This is a genomic window from Herbaspirillum huttiense (assembly GCF_047300815.1).
Taxonomy (GTDB): domain Bacteria; phylum Pseudomonadota; class Gammaproteobacteria; order Burkholderiales; family Burkholderiaceae_D; genus Herbaspirillum; species Herbaspirillum huttiense_A.
On record NZ_CP178608.1, the window covers coordinates 3,000,897 to 3,018,085 of the forward strand.

The following is a 17,189-nucleotide window of genomic DNA, read 5'->3' on the forward strand; positions in this document are numbered from 1 at the left end:
TGATGGAAAAATTGTCGAATTCCCACCCGCTTGGCGTCAATGACACAAGACGTTCAATTCCTGCCAAGCCCATCATGAACAGGACTCCCATGTTGATACAGGCCCATCAATCCGCCGTGCTGGTCATCGATCCGCAGGAAAGACTCCTGCCCGCCATCCATGATGGCCCGGCCGTACTGGCGCAGATGGTGCGCATGGCCAGCATTGCCGGCCTGCTGGGCGTGCCGGTGCTGGCCACCGAACAGGCGCCCGACAAGCTCGGGCCCAATCATCCGGAGATCGCCCGCCTGTGCGACAAGACCCTGTCCAAGCAGCATTTCGATGCCTGTGCGGATGGTTTGCTGCCAGTCATTCCGCCAGCCGTGCGGCAGATCATCGTCGCCGGTTGTGAAACCCACATCTGCGTGCTGCAGACCGCGCTTTCCCTGCTGCAACAAGGCTACACGGTGCTGCCCTTGCTGGAGGCCTGCGGTTCGCGCCGTGCGGTGGACCGCGATGCGGCCTTCGAACGCCTGCGTGCGGCTGGCGCCGTTCCCGTCACGCTGGAGATGGTGGCCTACGAATGGCTGCAGCACAGCGCGCATCCGCAGTTCCGGGCGGTCCTGAAACTGGTGAAATAGCCTGGTCCGCCATGCGCAAACGGCTGGCGTAACCGAAAAGCACGTTGCGCCTTGCTCCGATGAAAGTTTTGCTTGCCACCCTTGCGAATGCGTTTCACAGGTGAGAACTGTGGTAAAATTAACGAAAAAAATCGCAGCGTGGCCGCATGACAATGTGGCGCATCACATATCATCACGCCAAGCCTTGGCCAGCCGACGCCGCCACAACACAGAGGAATCTCCAACGCTTATGTCCAGCTTACCTGCCCCTACGCCCATTCAATCGCCGCCCCCGCTCACCCTGCACGCACTGCGCGCCTCTTGTTCGGCCTGCAGCATGCACCAGCTGTGCCTGCCGATGGGGCTGGACCAGGGCGACATGCAGCGGCTGGAACAGGTCATCAACCGCCGCCGCAAGGTCAAGCGCGATGAGAGCCTGTACCGCCTCAACGACAAGTTCGACATGCTCTATGCCATCCGCCTGGGCCATTTCAAGACCTTCCAGGGCAATACCAATGGCGGCCAGCAGATCACCGGTTTCCAGATGGCGGGCGAACTGCTGGGCATGGATGCCATCGGTGCCGGCCACCACCTGTGCGAGGCGGTCGCACTGGAAGACAGCGAAGTCTGCGAGATTCCCTTTACGCGCCTGGAGGAATTGTTCCGCGACATGCCCACGCTGCTGCGCCAGTTCCATCGCATGATGAGCCTGGAGATTTCGCGCGAGCAACGCGTCATGCTGACCCTGGGCAGCATGACCGCGCAGCAAAAGATGGCGGCTTTCCTGCTCAACCTGTCCTCGCGCTACGCCAGCCGGGGCTACTCCTCGACCCGCTTCCAGTTGCGCATGACGCGCGAGGAAATCGGCAACTACCTGGGCCTGGCCGTGGAATCCGTGAGCCGCCTGCTGACCAACTTCAAGAAGACCGGCGTGATCGAGGTCAACCACCGCGACGTCGAGCTGTGCGACCTGCCAGCCCTGCGCGCCATCGCGCTGGGCAACGATCCCTGCGCCTGATCAGATCTGACCAGCGCCTCCCGTTCTTGCCGGGGCACGGGGGGCTGAGGTTAGAATGGCCGGATGACAGAACGACAGCCTTCTTCCTCCCCCTCCCTCCAGCGTTTCCTGCGCGCCCGCGTGGCGCGCGACCATCACCTCGGACTGCCGCTCACCACGGGCCTGATGGCCGCGCTGGCCACCGTCCTGCTCTTTGGGCTGATCGCCTACGAAGTCAGCAGCAAGGGGGCGCTCACGCGACTGGATCAGCAACTGGCGGACTGGTTCAACCAGCATGCCTTCTCGCCCCTGACCGAACTGGTCCTCGGCTATACCCATCTGCATGGCACCATCGGCGTGCTGGTCATGGGCGCACTGCTGCTGTGGCACATGGTCCGCAAGCAGCGCTGGGCCTGGGTTACCGACCTGGTGCTGGTGCTGCCCGGCGGCATGCTGTGCAACTTCTCGCTCAAGCAGCTCTTCGCGCGCCTGCGTCCCAGCTTTGACGATCCCATCCTGGTGTTGCACAGCTACAGCTTTCCCAGCGGACACACCATCGGCGCCACCCTGCTCTACGCCATGCTGGCCGCCTACCTGCTCAACCAGCCGGGGGTGACCGCCGCCATCGGTACGCGCCTGAAGACCGGCGAGCGCGGCGTGCAGGCCGCCGTCATCGGCGCAGCCCTGCTGCTGGTGGCGCTGACCGCCTTCAGCCGGGTCTACCTGGGCGCGCATTTCCTGAGCGACGTGCTGGGTGCGATGCTGCTGGGCACGGCCTGGTTCGCACTGTGGACGACCGTGGTTTTCACCTGGCAGCGGCACTATTACGCGCCGCCGCGCTCCAACGGGCTCTGAAACCACCTTCCTATTCACCTGCGGATGACAGAACAAGACACGACCCAGGAATTGCCCGCCCGCCATGGCCAGCCCGACGCCCCACGCCGTCCTGACGTGGTGGCCGCCATCAACGCCCGTGCCGGGGGCGGCCACGCCGAGGAACTGGCCGCCCACATCACCGAAGAGTTCGCTCGTCACGGCCTCTACGCCGTGGTGCATCTGGCGCACAGCGGCGAAGACATGCTGCAGGCCGCCCGCAACGCCGTGCGCGACAAGATTGCGGTGGTCGCCGTGGGCGGCGGCGATGGCAGCGTCAATGCCGTGGCCTCGACCCTGCTGGCCGATCCGCACTGCCAGAGCGCGCTGGGCGTGTTGCCGCTGGGCACGCTGAATCACTTCGCCAAAGACCTCAACATCCCCCTCGATCTCGATGGGGCCATCGCCAACATCGCCACCGGACGCAAGCTCCGGGTCGACAGCGGCGAGGTCAATGGCGCGCCCTTCATCAACAATTCCAGCCTGGGACTCTATCCCGACATCGTGCGCGAACGCGAAAAGCAGCAGGCGCGCCTGGGCCGTGGCAAATGGCTGGCCTTCACCTGGGCCGCCATGGGCGCGCTGCGGCGCTATCCCTTCCTGCGCGTGCGGCTGTCCATCGACGGCAAGGAACACTGGCGCAGCACGCCCTTCGTCTTCATCGGCAACAATGAATACCTGATGAGCGGCCTGGACATCGGCAAGCGCTCCACGCTGACCGACGGCCAGCTCAGTCTCTACGTGTGCCACCGCACCGGCCGCTGGGGCTTGCTGCGCCTGGCCTTGCACGCGCTGTTCGGGCGCCTGCGCGAAGCGCATGACTTCGACGTGCTGACCTGCAGCGAGATCCACATCGAGACACACAAGAAACGCATGCGCGTGGCCACCGATGGTGAGGTCAACCTGATGCAGACACCGCTGCACTACCGCATCCGTGCGGCCTCCTTGACCGTGATCGTGCCGCAGCTCGCCACCCCGCAAGCGGACGGTACCAGCGCACCCGGCCTGATCGAGAAGCTCTTGGGGGAGAACTGATGCGTACCCTCATCCATCTGTCGGACCTGCATTTCGGACGCACCGATCCCGAGATCATCGAACCGTTGATTGCCCAGGTCCACGAGCTCAAGCCGGACCTGGTCGTTGTTTCCGGCGACCTCACCCAGCGCGCACGCAGCAGCCAGTTCAAGCAGGCGCGTGCATTTCTCAATGCGCTGCCGCAGCCCCAGCTGGTGGTGCCGGGCAATCATGACGTCCCGCTCTTCAACGTGGCGGCACGCCTGCTGCAGCCGCTGCGCAAGTACAAGCGGCACATCACGGCCGATCTGCAGCCGCTGTACGTGGACGAGGAAATTGCCGTGGTCGGCATCAATACCGCGCGCTCGCTGACCATCCAGGATGGGCGCGTGAACGACAGGCAGATCGAACACGCGCGGCGCGAACTGGCCGGCGTGGGCGATCACCTGGTCAAGATCATCGTCACCCATCATCCCTTCGACCTGCCGCCAGGCCCGCAACATCACGGGCTGGTCGGCCAGGCGGTGCCAGCCATGCGCGCCTTCGCGCTGTGCGGTGCCGACCTGCTGCTGGCCGGTCACGTGCATACCAGCTCAGCCGTCAGCAGCGCCGGGCGCTATCACATCCCCGGCTATTCGGCGCTGGTGGTGCAGGCAGGCACGGCCACCTCCACCCGGGGACGCGGCGAGAGCAATTCCTTCAACGTCCTGCAGGTGGAGGCGCACCAGATCGTGGTGCATCGGCTGGGCTGGGAGCCCGATGTGAAAAGTTTTGCGCTGGCCGCTTCACAGACCTTCGTGCAACGCGGCAGCGAGTGGTTCGAGCAGACCGCCGATGGCCTGCTCAGTGAATGATCAGGCCGCAACGCGGCGCGCGCGGGAATAACGGATCACATCCACCAGCAGGAACAGCAACAGACTGGCCCCCATCAAGGGCAGGCTCCAGCCCAGCAGCAGGGCCAGTACCGCCAGTGTCAGGCGCTGCAGGGGAGCCAGGCGCATCACCGCCTGCGTCAGTGGTGCCAGGCTGGCCCCTGCCGCCGGGCGGCGCCGCCACCACATCACGTAGCCCAGCACGATGAGCCCGGTCAGGGCCACGCCGAAGAGGGCCATCAGGATCTGGTTCGCCACGCCAAACAGCACACCCATGTGCGCATCCACGCCCCAGCGGATCAGCTTGGCGATCAACGGAAAATCAGCGAAATCGGCCCGGCTGGTAATGGCCATGCGGTCGGCATCGATGGCCACCGTATCGACCTGGGTCGGCCAGGAGCGATCCACCTCCCGCACCACCCAGGCCTGCTGGGCCGCGCGCGGCGGGCGAATTTCAATCTCGGCGGCATCGATGCCGCCAGCGCGGGCGATCTGCTGCACCATGTCGAAACGGGCCGGGTCGTTAGCCTGCGGCATGGGCATCTGCATGCCATGTGCGCCCATGTGATCGGCGTGTTCGCCCATGGACATGGCCGGGGCTCCTGCTTGCAATTGGGTCGACACCGAGGGCGTGATCCAGCCCAGCTGCGTGCGCATCTGGCTCACGCGCTCACCGGCCCAGCGCGACCAGGTCAGGCCCGTGGCCGAGAAGAACACCAATCCGAGCACGATCCACAGCCCGACCAACGCATGCAGCCGGCGCGCGTTCATCGGACGCGGCGTACGCACCTTGCTGCCAGCGCGGCGCTGGCGAGCGCGCCACCACAGCCACACCCCACCCAGCGCCCCCAGCCACAGCCAGGAAGCGGCCAGCTCGCTGTAGTTGCGGCCGAAGTCACCCAGCATCAGGTTGCGGTGCAGGTAATCCAGCGTGGTGCGCAAAGGCAGCACGCCGCTGGTGCCATAGACGATCAGGTCGCCCTTGACCTGCAGGCTGACCGGATCGACGAAGATGGCCCGGCTTTCAGAATCGCCCAGGCCGGGCTGGCTGAACATGACGCGCGTATTCCATCCGTCCGCCTTGGCCGGGCGCACCGCGAACAACCGCGCCTGCGGCCCCAGGAAGGCCTGCGCGGCGCTCACCTGTTCGGCAAGCGGCCGGGCCTCGCCCCTGCTTTGGTGATGGAGCTGGGCGGCATAGAGATGCGATTCGATCTGCGGGGTCAGCACGTACAGCGTACCGGTCAGCGCCGCTACCAGGATGAAGGGGCCGACGAAGAGGCCAATGTAGAAATGCAGGCGCAGCAGCACGGCATGCAAGGCGGAGCGATGGGTGTCGCCCGTACGAACGGTCAAGCTGGCGGCGTTGGCGGTGCCATCGCCGGCGGGCTGGAAGGAGGTGGTCATGGCTGCGGGCGGGGAGCGCCGAAAACGGAAACAGGCTCGCGATTGTAGGCCGTGCGGCCGTGCCTGCGAATGTGGCAATTTGTCGCAGCCCCAATGAAAAAGAGCCGACGGATCAATCTCCGTGCGGCTCTTCCTGCCTGTGACCTGCGGCGCCGTGGTAACGGCGCACGGCAGGATCACATGGGATTTTCGTCGATCCAGTCGCCCGAAAAATCGAGGACGTAGGCGATCGCCTCGTCTTCGGTATCGAACTCATTGGTGGGCGCCTTGCGCTGGTAGCGCAGCTTGCCGCTGCCATCCTTGCCTTCGTGAATCACGAAGCAAGCCATGAATTTGCCGTTGTCGAGCTTCTTGATCTCCGGGATGACGGCGTTTCCCTTGTACGGGAAGATCTGGGACATGTGATGAAACCTCCTTGTTGCGAGGCGCCATGCTAGCACAAGCCGGACTTTCCTACCCGAGACGCGCCACTGGCAAGCCTCTCCCAAGAGCGCGTTGCACAGAAACACCGCACCCATTATTTGCAACACGGTTGCATTTATGAGATATTCGCAACTCAGTTGCATTTACCTGGACAAATCTGTCATCAGTTTTGCTGATGACCCCGGTCTTCCGCCCACTCTTTTTCTGATTTCACGCTCGCCATGACCTCCCTCCAACGCCAGCCCGGCGACCGCCGGCTTCCCGTGACGGTGCTCTCCGGTTTCCTCGGTGCCGGCAAGACCACCCTGCTCAACCACATCCTGCACAACCGCGAAGGCCGGCGCGTGGCGGTGATCGTCAATGACATGTCGGAGGTCAACATCGATGCCGCGCTGGTGCGCGATGGCGGTGCGGACCTCTCGCGCACCGAAGAAAAACTGGTGGAAATGAGCAATGGCTGCATCTGCTGCACCCTGCGCGAAGACCTGCTGATGGAAGTGCGCAAGCTGGCCCGCGAGCGCCGCTTCGACCAGCTGGTGATCGAATCGACCGGCATTTCCGAACCGCTGCCGGTGGCCGAGACGTTTACCTTTACCGATGAGGAGGGGGCCAGCCTGGCCGATGTGGCGCGGCTGGACACGATGGTCACGGTGGTCGACGCCTTCAATTTCCTCAAGGACTACAGCTCCCAGGACAGCCTGCAGGAACGCGGCGAATCGATGGGCGAAGAAGACAGCCGCACCGTAGTCGACCTGCTGATCGAGCAGATCGAGTTCTGCGACGTGATCGTGCTCAACAAGCTGGACCTAGTCTCGCCGCTTGACCTGGAGCGCCTGCACGCCATCCTGCACAAGCTCAATCCGCGTGCGCGCATCGTCACATCGGAGTTCGGAAAGGTTGCGCTGGACCAGGTCCTGAACACCGGCCTGTTCGATTTCGAACAAGCCAGCCAGGCCCCCGGCTGGCTGCAGGAACTGCGCGGCGAGCATGTCCCGGAGACCGAACAGTACGGTATTACCAGCTTCGCCTGGCGTGCGCGCCGGCCCATGCATCCGCAGCGCTTCCACGACCTGGTCAACAGCGAATGGCCGGGCGTGGTGCGCTCCAAGGGTTTCTTCTGGCTCGCCACCCGCCCGGCGCATGCGGGGTCGTGGTCGCAGGCCGGAGCCGTCTGCCGCCACGGATTGGCCGGCAAATGGTGGGCCGCCGTGCCGCGCGAGAAGTGGCCGCAGGATCAGGAGTCCATCGACTTCATCCTCGAACAATGGGATGACAATGTCGGCGATGCGCGCCAGGAACTGGTGCTCATCGGCATGGAGATGGATCAGGCTGCATTGACGGCCAAGCTGGAGGCCTGCCTGCTGACTGATGCCGAGATGGCGCAAGGTCCGATGGGCTGGGCGCGCATGGCCGATCCTTTCCCCGGCTGGGAGTGAGCTGCATGACCCTCATCAGCCAGCGCACTACCCTGCCCGACGTCGCCCGCAACGAACCCGCCAGCATCACCCTGCCCCTGCAATGGGTAGGCATGTGCGGCATCGCCCTGCCGCTGCGGCTGGCAGACGGCACGCCACTCCCGGCCAGCGCCGAAGTGGCGGTGGACCTGCCCGATCCGCAGGCCAAGGGCATCCACATGTCGCGACTGTACCTGCTGCTGGACGCCTTCGCCACTCGATCGCGCCTGACGCCAACCGCTGTACATGAACTGCTGCGCCAGATGCGCGAAAGCCACGCCGATTGCCAGTCGCGCGCCGCCCTGCTGCGGCTGGACTTCGCCTTGCTGCAGCAACGAGCCGCGCTGGTCACGCCAGAACTGACCGGATGGAAGAGCTATCCGGTCACGCTGACGGCGCAATTGCGCGATGCCACGCTGGAAATGCGCTTGCAGGTGCGCATCGCCTATTCTTCCACCTGTCCGTGCTCGGCGGCACTGTCGCGCCAGGCCTTGCAGGATGCCTTTGCCGCCGACTTCGCGCAGCACGAGGCCATCGGCCGCGATGCCGCGCTGGGCTGGCTGGCGCGCCACGCCAGTCTGGCCACGCCGCACAGCCAGCGTAGTGAGGCCGAACTGAACATCGCGGTCGGCGGTGCTGCCGCGCGGTTTCCGCTGTTGGATTTAATCGATACCGCCGAAGCCGCACTGGGCACGGCCGTGCAGACGGCCGTACGGCGCGCTGATGAGCAAGCCTTTGCGCTGGTTAATGGCGCCAACCTGATGTACGTGGAAGATGCCGCGCGCCGACTGCGTCAAGCCCTGGAAGCGCGCTTCGCTGCCTGCTCGGTACGCGTGTCGCACTTCGAAAGCCTGCATGCGCACGACGCCGTGGCGACGGCCGTAACGCCCGGCTGGCAGGAGCTGCTGCGCTGATCCCGGGCGGCGGCGACTGGCAGCGCCGCCCGAACCGGGGTATCGTTGCCCTTTCTGCTTCCCGTACATGCCACCCGATGACGTCCGATTTCACTCCCTCTTCCCTGCGCAGGCTGCAATATGCGGCCTTCACGCCCGGCCCGCGCCTACTGATCCTCGGCGCCGTGCACGGCAATGAAACCTGCGGCACCCAGGCCATCGCCCGCCTGCAGCGTGAACTCGACAGCGGAGCACTGCGCCTGCAGCGCGGCCTGCTGACGCTGGTGCCGGTGACCAATCCGCTGGCGTATGAAAAACGGCAACGCCAGGGCGACCGCAACCTGAACCGCAACCTGCGTCCGCATCCGGCCCCCGCCAACTTCGAGGACCAGCTCTGCAACGTGCTCTGCCCGTGGATCGATGAACACGAGATCCTGCTCGACCTGCACTCCTTCCATACCGGCGGCATGCCCTTCGCCATGCTCGGCCCGGAAGACAATGCCGGCGAGGTCGAACCCTTTGCGCATGCTGCCGCCGAAGCGCGCATGGTCGCGCACCTGGGCTGCCAGCGCGTGGTGGAAGGATGGATGGGGGCCTATGTGCGCGGGGTCGAACGCCGCCGCCAGCAAGGCCATGCGGTCTCGCCCGACCTGCTGGACCGCCAATATGGCGTCGGCACCACCGAATACGCACGCAGCAAGGGTTTATACGGCGTGACCCTGGAATGCGGCCAGCACGATGATCCGCAAGCGCCGGAAGTCGCCTATCGCGCCATCCTGCAGACGCTGGCGCTGCATGGCATGATCGATGCGCCGCTGCAGCCCCCGGTGGCGGAAATCCAGCTGATCCGCCTGGTCGACGTGATCGACATGGAACATGCCGAGGACCGCTTCACCCGTGAATGGTCCAGCTTCGACCGCGTGCAGCAGGGTGAAGTGATCGGCCACCGGCACGACGGCCAGGCGGTGCTGGCACCGGGCGACGGCTACATCGTCTTCCCCAATCCGCGCGCCTTGCCGGGCAATGAATGGTTTTACTTCGGGGTCGACAGCCAACGCCGGCTGTGACGCTGCAAGCGCTTCAGCAATCCAGTGCGTAGAAGCGGGTATCGACCACCATCACCGGGAAGGCAGGCGGCAGCGTGCTCTTCTCGATGAGCCGGAAACCGTTTTTCTCGTAGAAGCGATGCGCCGCCAGGAACTTGTCCGTGGTGCCCAGGAAAATCTGGCGCACGCCCTGCGCACGCGCCCAGGCGATGGCCCCTTCCAGCAGGCGCGCGGCAGTGCCGTGCTCCTTGCCGCGATGGCTGGCCGCCACGAACATCTTGCGCAGCGCGACCTGGGCGTTGCCGATATCGAGCAGGGAAATGGTGCCGACCACCTTGCCGCCATCGACCGCCACCCAGAAATTGCCATGGCCCTTCTGGTAGAAACCGGCAATATCCTTCAGGTCGGGCTGCCCCTCCAGCGTGATGGGAATACCGAACTCTTCCTGCTGGATGGGCAGGATGACCTCGACCACGCCCGGTGCGTGTTCCGGGCGATAGGCTTGAATCTCGATCATGGCAATTCTTTATAAATGATTTATAGCGTTATTTGAGTTCATTCCCGGGCGTCAGCTCCCAGCAGCGGGGGCTGTGGGCGAAGCCGATATGGCCGTAATAGTCCGCCGCATCGGGTGCAGCCAGCAGACGCAGGCGGCAGCGCGGACCGAGGCGGCTGCGGGCGGCGCGGATCAATTCCTTGCCGATGCCCCGGCGCTGGTATTGCTCATCGACGGCCAGCTCCGACATATAGCAGGCGTAGACGAAATCGGTGACGCAGCGCGCCACACCGACCAGCAGTTCGCCATCCCAGGCGGTGGCGGTCAGGCTGGCATGGGTGACCATGGCCTCCATGCATTCGCGGTCATCCAGCGGACGGCGCGGGCCCAGCGAAGTACGGGAGAGAATGTCGATGAACTGATCGGCGGTCAGGCGAAGGTCGGTACGGTAGACGATGGGCATGGGCGCGGGCGGACGTGACGACGAAGCCGGTCACGTTAACACAAAACGCCGCAGGGCATGCAGCGCTGCGGCGTCCGTTGTCCTGCGCGAAGGCCAGGGGCTCAGTCGGGCCGGGCGTAGACCTTGTGCGATACCGGCTTGCCGCTGGCATCGACCCGCACCAGCACCATTTCTCCCGAGGCCACGCTTTCACCGGTCCAGCGCCCGATGTTCACGTCATGCGTGACCAGAATCAGCGCCCGGCTGCCCTTGCTTGGCAAGACCGTGCGCAGATATTGCTCCAGCCGCTGATTGGCGGTCTCGCCCTGGGCGGCATCGTTGAAGAAAGAGGCCAGGCCATCCTGCACCTCGGGTGTACCGAAGCCCAGCAAGCTGGCGGTTTCCTTGGTGCGGCACCATGGGCTGCTGGCCACGATGGCGCGGCTGATGCCCTGCTGGCGCAGCCAGTTGCCGATCTTGCGCGCCTGTTCACGGCCCTCTTCATTCAGGTTGCGCTGCGTGGCACAGTCATTGAGCGTGAAGCCTGCGGGGTCGCCGACGCCCGGCGCACGTGCGTGACGCATGATCAGGACATGATCGGGCTGGGACAATTTGTCCGACAGGTCGGAGGCACCGGCCGCGACGGGCAGGCATGACAGCGCCAGAAGGGAAAACAAAAAAGCGGCAATACGTGATGACATGGAAAGCCTCGACGGGATCGGTTGGATCAAATGGATCACGTGGATCAAGGCTGCCAGTCTAGCCCAAGGCCATCGCACCACGCCGGCTCCGACGCCGCATTTGCCGCGTCAAAAACAGGTCATGGTGCAGAAAACGTCAGGCCCCGTGCCGAAACGTTCAGGCGTTTTTCCAGCTCGGTGCGCGCTTTTCGAGGAAGGCATTGACGCCCTCCTTCTGGTCCTGGGTATCGAAGAGATCGACGAAGAGTTCGCGTTCGGTTTGAAGGATTGTGCCAAGCGGATTGTGACGCGCCCCCTGGATCAGCTGCTTGCTGGCCGCAACAGAGGACGGGCTCTGCTTCTCGGCCTGCAAGGCCAGCGCCAGCGCACGTTCGCGCGCCTGGCCCTTGGGGACCACTTCCTCCACCAGGCCGATGCGCAGGGCGGTCTCGGCATTGACGCGTTCGCCGCACAGGATCATGCGCTTGGCCCAGCCTTCACCGACCAGCCACGGCAGGTTCTGCGTGCCGCCCGCGCAGGGCAGCAAGCCCACGGCGGCCTCCGGCAAGGCCATCTGGGCCTGTTCTTCGGCGATGCGGATGTCGCAGGCCAGGGCGCACTCGAGGCCACCGCCCATGGCGTAGCCATTGATGGCCGCAATCGAGACGCCCCGGAAGCCCGACAAGGTCTCGAAGGCTTCCCCGAAGCGGCGCGCCATCTCGCGCGCCATGGCCTTGTCGCCATCGGCGAAGAGCTTGAGGTCGGCGCCGGCGGAAAAGAATTTCTCGCCCTCGCCGGTCACGACCAGGGTGTAGATCTCACGGTCGGCGTTGAGGTCCTTGACCAGGCGCGTGAGGTCGGACAAGGCTTCGCGGGTCCAGGTGTTGGCCGGAGGATTGGACAGGGTCAGCACGGCGGTGTGGCCGCATTTTTCCAGCTTCAGGTTGGTGTAGGTGCTCATGCGTTTCCTCGTGAGGGTTCAGCGGATATCGTCCAGCGTGTCGCGGCCGAGCAGGTTGCGCGAGATGATGACGCGCATGATTTCATTGGTGCCTTCCAGGATCTGGTGCACCCGCACGTCGCGGAAATAGCGTTCCAGCGGATATTCGCGAATGTAGCCATAGCCGCCATGCAATTGCAGCGCCTCGTTGCAGACCCGGAAACCCAGATCGGTCGCCAGCCGCTTGGCCATGGCGCAATAGGTGGTGGCTTCGGGCGAGCCGGCATCCAGCTTGGCCGCTGCCAGCCGCACCATCTGGCGTGCGGCCACCAGTTCGGTCTGCATGTCGGCCAGCTTGAATTGCAGGGCCTGGAAGTCGGCAATCGGACGGCCGAACTGCTTGCGTTCCTTCATGTAGGCGTGCGCCGCATCCAGCGCCGCCTGCGCCGCCCCCACCGAGCAGGTGGCGATGTTGATGCGGCCGCCATCGAGTCCCTTCATGGCGAAGACGAAGCCCTCGCCCTCCTCGCCCAGCAGGTTGCCCACCGGCACCTTGACGTTGTCGAAGCTGATGGTGCGCGTGGGCTGGCTGTTCCAGCCCATCTTGCTTTCCTTCTTGCCGTAGCTGATGCCGGGCGTGTCGCCGGGCACTGCGATGGCCGAGACGCCGCGCGCACCGGGGCCGCCGGTGCGCGCCATCACCACCAGCAGGTCGGTGCTGCCCGCGCCCGAGATGAAGGCCTTGGAGCCGTTGATGAGATAAAAGTCATCCACCCGGCGCGCCGTGGTCTTGAGCGAAGCGGCATCCGATCCCGAGCCCGGCTCGGTGAGGCAGTAAGAGCCGATCTTCTGGCCGGCGGCCAGTTGCTCGCACCATTCTTCCTTCAGTTCGGCATGGCCCCAGGTGGCGACCATCCAGCTGACCATGTTGTGGATGGTGAGATAGGCCGCCGTGGAGGTACAGGCACGTGCCAGTTCCTCGAAGACCACCGTGGCATCCAGGCGCGAGAGGCCCAGGCCGCCCACCTCTTCCGGGGTGTAGAGGCCGCAGAAGCCCAGCTCGCCGGCCTTGGCGATCACGTCCAGCGGGAAGTGCGCCTCCTCATCCCATTTGGCGGCGAAGGGGGCCATGGCGCGCGCTGCGAAATCGCGGGCGCTTTGCTGGAAGGCCAGCTGGTCTTCGTTGAGTTCAAAATCCATGCTTGTCTCCTGTTCGTTGTTCTTGCCAGGCAATGCGGGTTGGGCGCTTGGCTTCCCGCTTTGGCGCCTAGCTTAATGGAATTCGCGTCGGACAGTTGTCACCGGCACGACATTGGCGGATCCAGATGCCAAAGCCGTCAGGACCGGTCAGGCCGCTGCAGGCGTTGCACTCGGGGCAGCCTTCTTGCCTGCTTGCGCAAACGCCGCCATCAACTCGGCCTGTCGCCCCTGCATGGCCTGTACCGCCTGCTCCTTGACATGGCCGAAGCCGCGTACCTGCTCCGGCAACTGCGCCAGGGCGATGGCCTCGGCCAGGTTGTCCGCCGTCAATGCGGGCAGCAACGCCAGCACCATCTGGCGATATTGCACGATGAGCGCACGCTCCATGCGCCGTTCTGCGGTACGCCCGAAGAAATCGAAGACACCGCCGCGCAGCCCCTTGCAGCGCGCCAGCAGCTTGAAGGCCGTCATCATCCAGCTGCCATAGCGCGCCTTCACCAATCGCCCCTGTCCATCCTTGCGCGCAAAGATCGGCGGTGCCAGGTTGAAGCTGAGCGTGAAATAGCCCTCGAACTGCTGCGCCAGGTCCTTCTGGAACTGGCCGTTGGTGTAGAGCCGCGCCACCTCGTATTCATCCTTGTAAGCCATCAGGCGCGAGAGATTGCGCGCGACGGCCAGGGTCAGTTTGTCGCTGCCCAGCGGCGCTTCGGCGGCACGCACGGCCGCGACCACTTCGGCGAATTGGGCAGCATAGGAGGCATCCTGATACTCGGTCAGCAAGGCCACCCGGCGCTTGAGCAGCTGGTCCAGCGACTGCGGCAGATGCACCACCACCGGCTGGGCCGGTACTGCGATCTGCTCCACGCGGCGCAGGTCGACTGCGGCACGGCGGCCCCAGCGGAAGGCGCTCTGGTTGGCCTCGACCGCCACGCCATTGAGTTCAATCGCGCGCAGCAGCGCAGCTTCGCTCAGAGGCAGTTCACCGCGCTGCCAGGCATAGCCCAGCATGAAGAGATTGGTGGCGATGGCGTCGCCCATCAGGGCCGTGGCCAGGCGTGTGGCATCGATGAAGTCGGCCTGCTGGTCGACCGATTCCAGGATCAGCGCCTTGACCTCCTCGAACGGAAACTGCCAGTCAGGATTTTTGGCGAACTGGCCCGGCGGCTGCTGATGCAGGTTGACAACCGCCCGCGTGCGGCCGGGGCGCATCTTGGAAATGGCATCGAAAGCGCCCGCCGTCAGCATGTCGCATCCCAGCACCAGGTCAGCTTCCCCGGTGGCGATGCGCTGCGCGCGGATGGTGTCGCGCCGTTCCGCAATGCGCACGTGCGAGGTCACGGAACCATTCTTCTGCGACATGCCGGTCATGTCCAGCACCGACGCGCCCTTGCCTTCCAGATGCGCGGCCATGCCCATGAGTGCGCCGATGGTGATGACCCCGGTGCCGCCGATGCCGTTGATTAGGATGTTGAACGGCGTCTCGCAGGAAGGGATGGCCGGTGCCGGCAGCGCGCCGAAATCGTCGGCCGCGCCTTTCTTGTGGACGCCGGTACGCGACTTCTTCAACTGCCCGCCTGTCACGGTGACGAAGCTGGGGCAGAAGCCCTTCACGCAGGAGTAATCCTTGTTGCAGGAAGACTGGTCGATGACGCGCTTGCGGCCCAGTTCCGTCTCCAGGGGCAGGATCGAGGTGCAGTTGGACTGCACGCCACAATCGCCGCAGCCTTCGCATACGGCCGCATTGATGAAGAGCCGTTCGTTGGGGTCGGGAAATTCTCCCTTCTTGCGGCGGCGGCGCTTTTCGGCGGCGCAGGTCTGGTCGTAGATGATGACGCTCACACCGGGAACCTCGCGCAGCGCGCGCTGCACGGCATCCATTTCCTTGCGGTCATGCAGGCTCACCGCCGCCGGCAACCCGTTGCGGTCGGCGTAACGGCCGATGTCCTCCGAGACCAGCGCGATGCGCTGCACGCCTTCAGCGGCCATCTGCTGCGCGATCATCGGCACCGAGACCGTGCCATCCACAGGCTGCCCGCCCGTCATGGCCACGGCATCGTTGTACAGGATCTTGTAGGTCATGTTGACCCGCGCGGCCACGGCGGCGCGAATGGCGAGATAGCCCGAATGGAAATAGGTGCCATCGCCCAGGTTGGCAAATACGTGCGGCACCTTGGAGAAGGGCGCCTGCCCGATCCAGGGCGCGCCCTCGCCGCCCATGTGGGTGGTCAGCTTGTTGTATTCCGGATAGATGGCGGTGGCCATCACGTGACAACCGATCCCGGCCAGCGCGAAACTGCCCTCGGGCACGCGCGTGGAGGTGTTGTGCGGACAGCCCGAGCAATAGTAAGCCGGACGCGGGGGCGTATTGACGGCCTTGGTCAGCACCGCATCCTTGGCATCGAGGAAGGCCAGGCGCGCCTTGATCAGGTCACTGGTGTGGAAACGCGCGATGCGCGCGGCGATCACGCGGGCGATCTGCGCCACCGAGAAATCGGCCTTGGAGGTCAGCAGCCATTCGCCGCGCGGAGCCACCCATTCACCCTTTTCGTCGAACTTGCCGATCACGCGCGGACGAACATCGTCGCGCCAGTTGTAGAGCTGTTCCTTCAACTGGTATTCGACCATCTGGCGCTTTTCTTCCACCACCAGGATTTCATCGAGGCCCTGTGCGAATTCGCGCACGCCGTCCGGTTCCAGCGGCCAGGGCATGGAGACCTTGAAGACCCGCAGCTTGATCTCGGCCGCAAAGGCTTCATCGATGCCCAGTTCTGACAAGGCTTCCAGCACATCGAGATAGGACTTGCCCGAGGCAATGATGCCCAGCCGCGCACGGGGGCTGTCGATCATCACGCGGTTCAGTTTGTTGGCCCGGGCGTAGGCCAGCGCGGCATAGATCTTGTAATCCTGCATCAGCGCTTCCTGCTTGCGTGCCTGCACGCCCAGGGTATCGGTGGACAGCCGTGCATTGAGGCCGCCCTGGGGCATCACGAAATCGGTCGGCAGACGGATGTCGACGCGGAAGGGATCGGCATCCACCGAGGCACTGGACTCCACCGTATCGGCCAACGCCTTGAACCCGACCACGCAGCCGGAATAGCGCGACATGGCCCAGCCATGCAGGCCCAGGTCCAGGTATTCCTGCACGTTGCAGGGATAGAGCATCGGGATCATCGATGCCGAGAAGATGTGGTCCGACTGGTGCGGCAGGGTCGAGGAATAGGCGCCATGGTCGTCCCCGGCCACCAGCAGCACGCCGCCCTGGGCGGAGGTGCCGGCATGGTTCATGTGCTTCAACACATCGCCGCAGCGGTCCACGCCGGGACCCTTGCCGTACCACATGGCATAGACGCCGTCATAGTCGGAAGGACCGATCAGCCTGACCTGCTGCGTGCCCCAGACAGCGGTGGCGGCCATGTCTTCGTTCACGCCAGGCTGGAACTTCACGCGGTGCGCGGCCAGGTGCGGCTGGGCATGCCAGAGGGCTTCGTCCAGTCCGCCCAGGGGCGAACCGCGATAGCCGGAAATGAAACCGGCCGTATTGAGGCCCGCCGCACGGTCGCGGATCTGCTGCAGCATCGGCAGGCGCACCAGCGCCTGGATGCCGGAGAGATAGATGGCGCCTTCGGTGGCGGTGTATTTGTCGCCCAGACTGACAGGGGCCAATCCGGAAGTGTCAGGAACTGGTCCGGTACGGTTTGCAGTACGGTCAGTCAAGTGTGCGGAGACGGTATGCAAGCCGTCTGTCGCGGGGGTGCCGGGTCTCTGGTCGAGGACCGGCGAGTGAGCGCTCACTGGGGTCACAGCCTGTGCGCAGTCGCGAACGCCTTCTACGGTTGGCGTCGCCGCTGCGGCA

16 protein-coding genes are annotated in these 17,189 nt (G+C 64.8%); 8 read left to right on the plus strand and 8 right to left on the minus strand.

The features are described from left to right. The first annotated feature begins 89 nt into the window (after window positions 1-89). From ACLRDN_RS13825 to ACLRDN_RS13845, 5 genes are all read left to right on the plus strand, one after another. Window positions 90-620: an isochorismatase family protein gene (locus tag ACLRDN_RS13825; protein WP_413460398.1), complete on the plus strand. Its 531-nt coding sequence runs from the start codon at window positions 90-92 to the stop codon at window positions 618-620. Between the two features lie 229 nt (window positions 621-849). After that, window positions 850-1,617 carry a fumarate/nitrate reduction transcriptional regulator Fnr gene (gene fnr, locus ACLRDN_RS13830; RefSeq protein ID WP_413456747.1) on the plus strand — a complete coding sequence of 256 codons (768 nt, stop codon included), beginning with the start codon at window positions 850-852 and terminating at the stop codon, window positions 1,615-1,617. A gap of 63 nt (window positions 1,618-1,680) precedes the next feature. Beyond that, the gene (locus ACLRDN_RS13835) at window positions 1,681-2,451 is read left to right on the plus strand and encodes a phosphatase PAP2 family protein (RefSeq protein WP_413456748.1); all 771 of its coding nucleotides are present in this window, start codon (window positions 1,681-1,683) and stop codon (window positions 2,449-2,451) included. 24 nt (window positions 2,452-2,475) lie between these two features. Further along, window positions 2,476-3,504, plus strand: coding sequence for a diacylglycerol/lipid kinase family protein (locus tag ACLRDN_RS13840; protein ID WP_413456749.1), 1,029 nt, complete (start codon window positions 2,476-2,478; stop codon window positions 3,502-3,504). Continuing rightward, window positions 3,504-4,337, plus strand: coding sequence for a metallophosphoesterase family protein (locus tag ACLRDN_RS13845; protein ID WP_413456750.1), 834 nt, complete (start codon window positions 3,504-3,506; stop codon window positions 4,335-4,337). The genes ACLRDN_RS13840 and ACLRDN_RS13845 overlap by 1 nt, the downstream gene beginning before the upstream one ends. On the opposite strand, the gene ACLRDN_RS13850 is transcribed toward ACLRDN_RS13845, so the two are convergent. Together ACLRDN_RS13850 and ACLRDN_RS13855 are read right to left on the minus strand one after the other, a co-directional pair. Then, window positions 4,338-5,762, minus strand: coding sequence for a PepSY-associated TM helix domain-containing protein (locus ACLRDN_RS13850; RefSeq protein WP_413456751.1), 1,425 nt, complete (start codon window positions 5,760-5,762; stop codon window positions 4,338-4,340). Window positions 5,763-5,938: 176 nt separating this feature from the next. Continuing rightward, on the minus strand, window positions 5,939-6,163 hold the full coding sequence (locus tag ACLRDN_RS13855) for a hypothetical protein (RefSeq protein WP_145601926.1): 225 nt from the start codon (window positions 6,161-6,163) through the stop codon (window positions 5,939-5,941). A 243-nt stretch (window positions 6,164-6,406) separates the two neighbouring features. Between ACLRDN_RS13855 and zigA the strand changes: the two genes are divergently transcribed. The 3 genes from zigA (at window position 6,407) to ACLRDN_RS13870 (ending at window position 9,599) form a co-directional block, all read left to right on the plus strand. Next, entirely contained in the window at window positions 6,407-7,621 is a 1,215-nt protein-coding gene (gene zigA, locus ACLRDN_RS13860) for a zinc metallochaperone GTPase ZigA (RefSeq protein WP_413456752.1), read from the plus strand. Window positions 7,622-7,626: 5 nt separating this feature from the next. Further along, window positions 7,627-8,553, plus strand: coding sequence for a GTP cyclohydrolase FolE2 (folE2, locus tag ACLRDN_RS13865; protein ID WP_413456753.1), 927 nt, complete (start codon window positions 7,627-7,629; stop codon window positions 8,551-8,553). Window positions 8,554-8,630: 77 nt separating this feature from the next. Continuing rightward, entirely contained in the window at window positions 8,631-9,599 is a 969-nt protein-coding gene (locus ACLRDN_RS13870) for a succinylglutamate desuccinylase/aspartoacylase family protein (protein ID WP_413456754.1), read from the plus strand. Window positions 9,600-9,612: 13 nt separating this feature from the next. Here the strand turns inward: ACLRDN_RS13870 and ACLRDN_RS13875 are convergent, their stop codons facing one another. The 6 genes from ACLRDN_RS13875 to ACLRDN_RS13900 form a co-directional block, all read right to left on the minus strand. Further along, complete coding sequence (locus ACLRDN_RS13875) at window positions 9,613-10,095, minus strand: GNAT family N-acetyltransferase (RefSeq protein WP_413456755.1); 483 nt, start codon at window positions 10,093-10,095, stop codon at window positions 9,613-9,615. A 28-nt stretch (window positions 10,096-10,123) separates the two neighbouring features. Next, entirely contained in the window at window positions 10,124-10,537 is a 414-nt protein-coding gene (locus tag ACLRDN_RS13880) for a GNAT family N-acetyltransferase (RefSeq protein ID WP_413456756.1), read from the minus strand. Window positions 10,538-10,638: 101 nt separating this feature from the next. Next, a complete protein-coding gene (locus ACLRDN_RS13885) occupies window positions 10,639-11,217 on the minus strand; it encodes a histidine phosphatase family protein (protein ID WP_413456757.1) in 579 nt (192 codons plus the stop codon). Window positions 11,218-11,374: 157 nt separating this feature from the next. Continuing rightward, window positions 11,375-12,157 carry an enoyl-CoA hydratase gene (locus ACLRDN_RS13890; protein ID WP_204726484.1) on the minus strand — a complete coding sequence of 261 codons (783 nt, stop codon included), beginning with the start codon at window positions 12,155-12,157 and terminating at the stop codon, window positions 11,375-11,377. A gap of 18 nt (window positions 12,158-12,175) precedes the next feature. Next, window positions 12,176-13,336, minus strand: a complete 1,161-nt coding sequence (locus ACLRDN_RS13895; RefSeq protein WP_121045654.1) for an acyl-CoA dehydrogenase family protein — start codon at window positions 13,334-13,336, stop codon at window positions 12,176-12,178. A gap of 147 nt (window positions 13,337-13,483) precedes the next feature. Further along, on the minus strand, window positions 13,484-17,071 hold the full coding sequence (locus ACLRDN_RS13900) for an indolepyruvate ferredoxin oxidoreductase family protein (RefSeq protein ID WP_413456758.1): 3,588 nt from the start codon (window positions 17,069-17,071) through the stop codon (window positions 13,484-13,486). Window positions 17,072-17,189 lie beyond the last annotated feature (118 nt).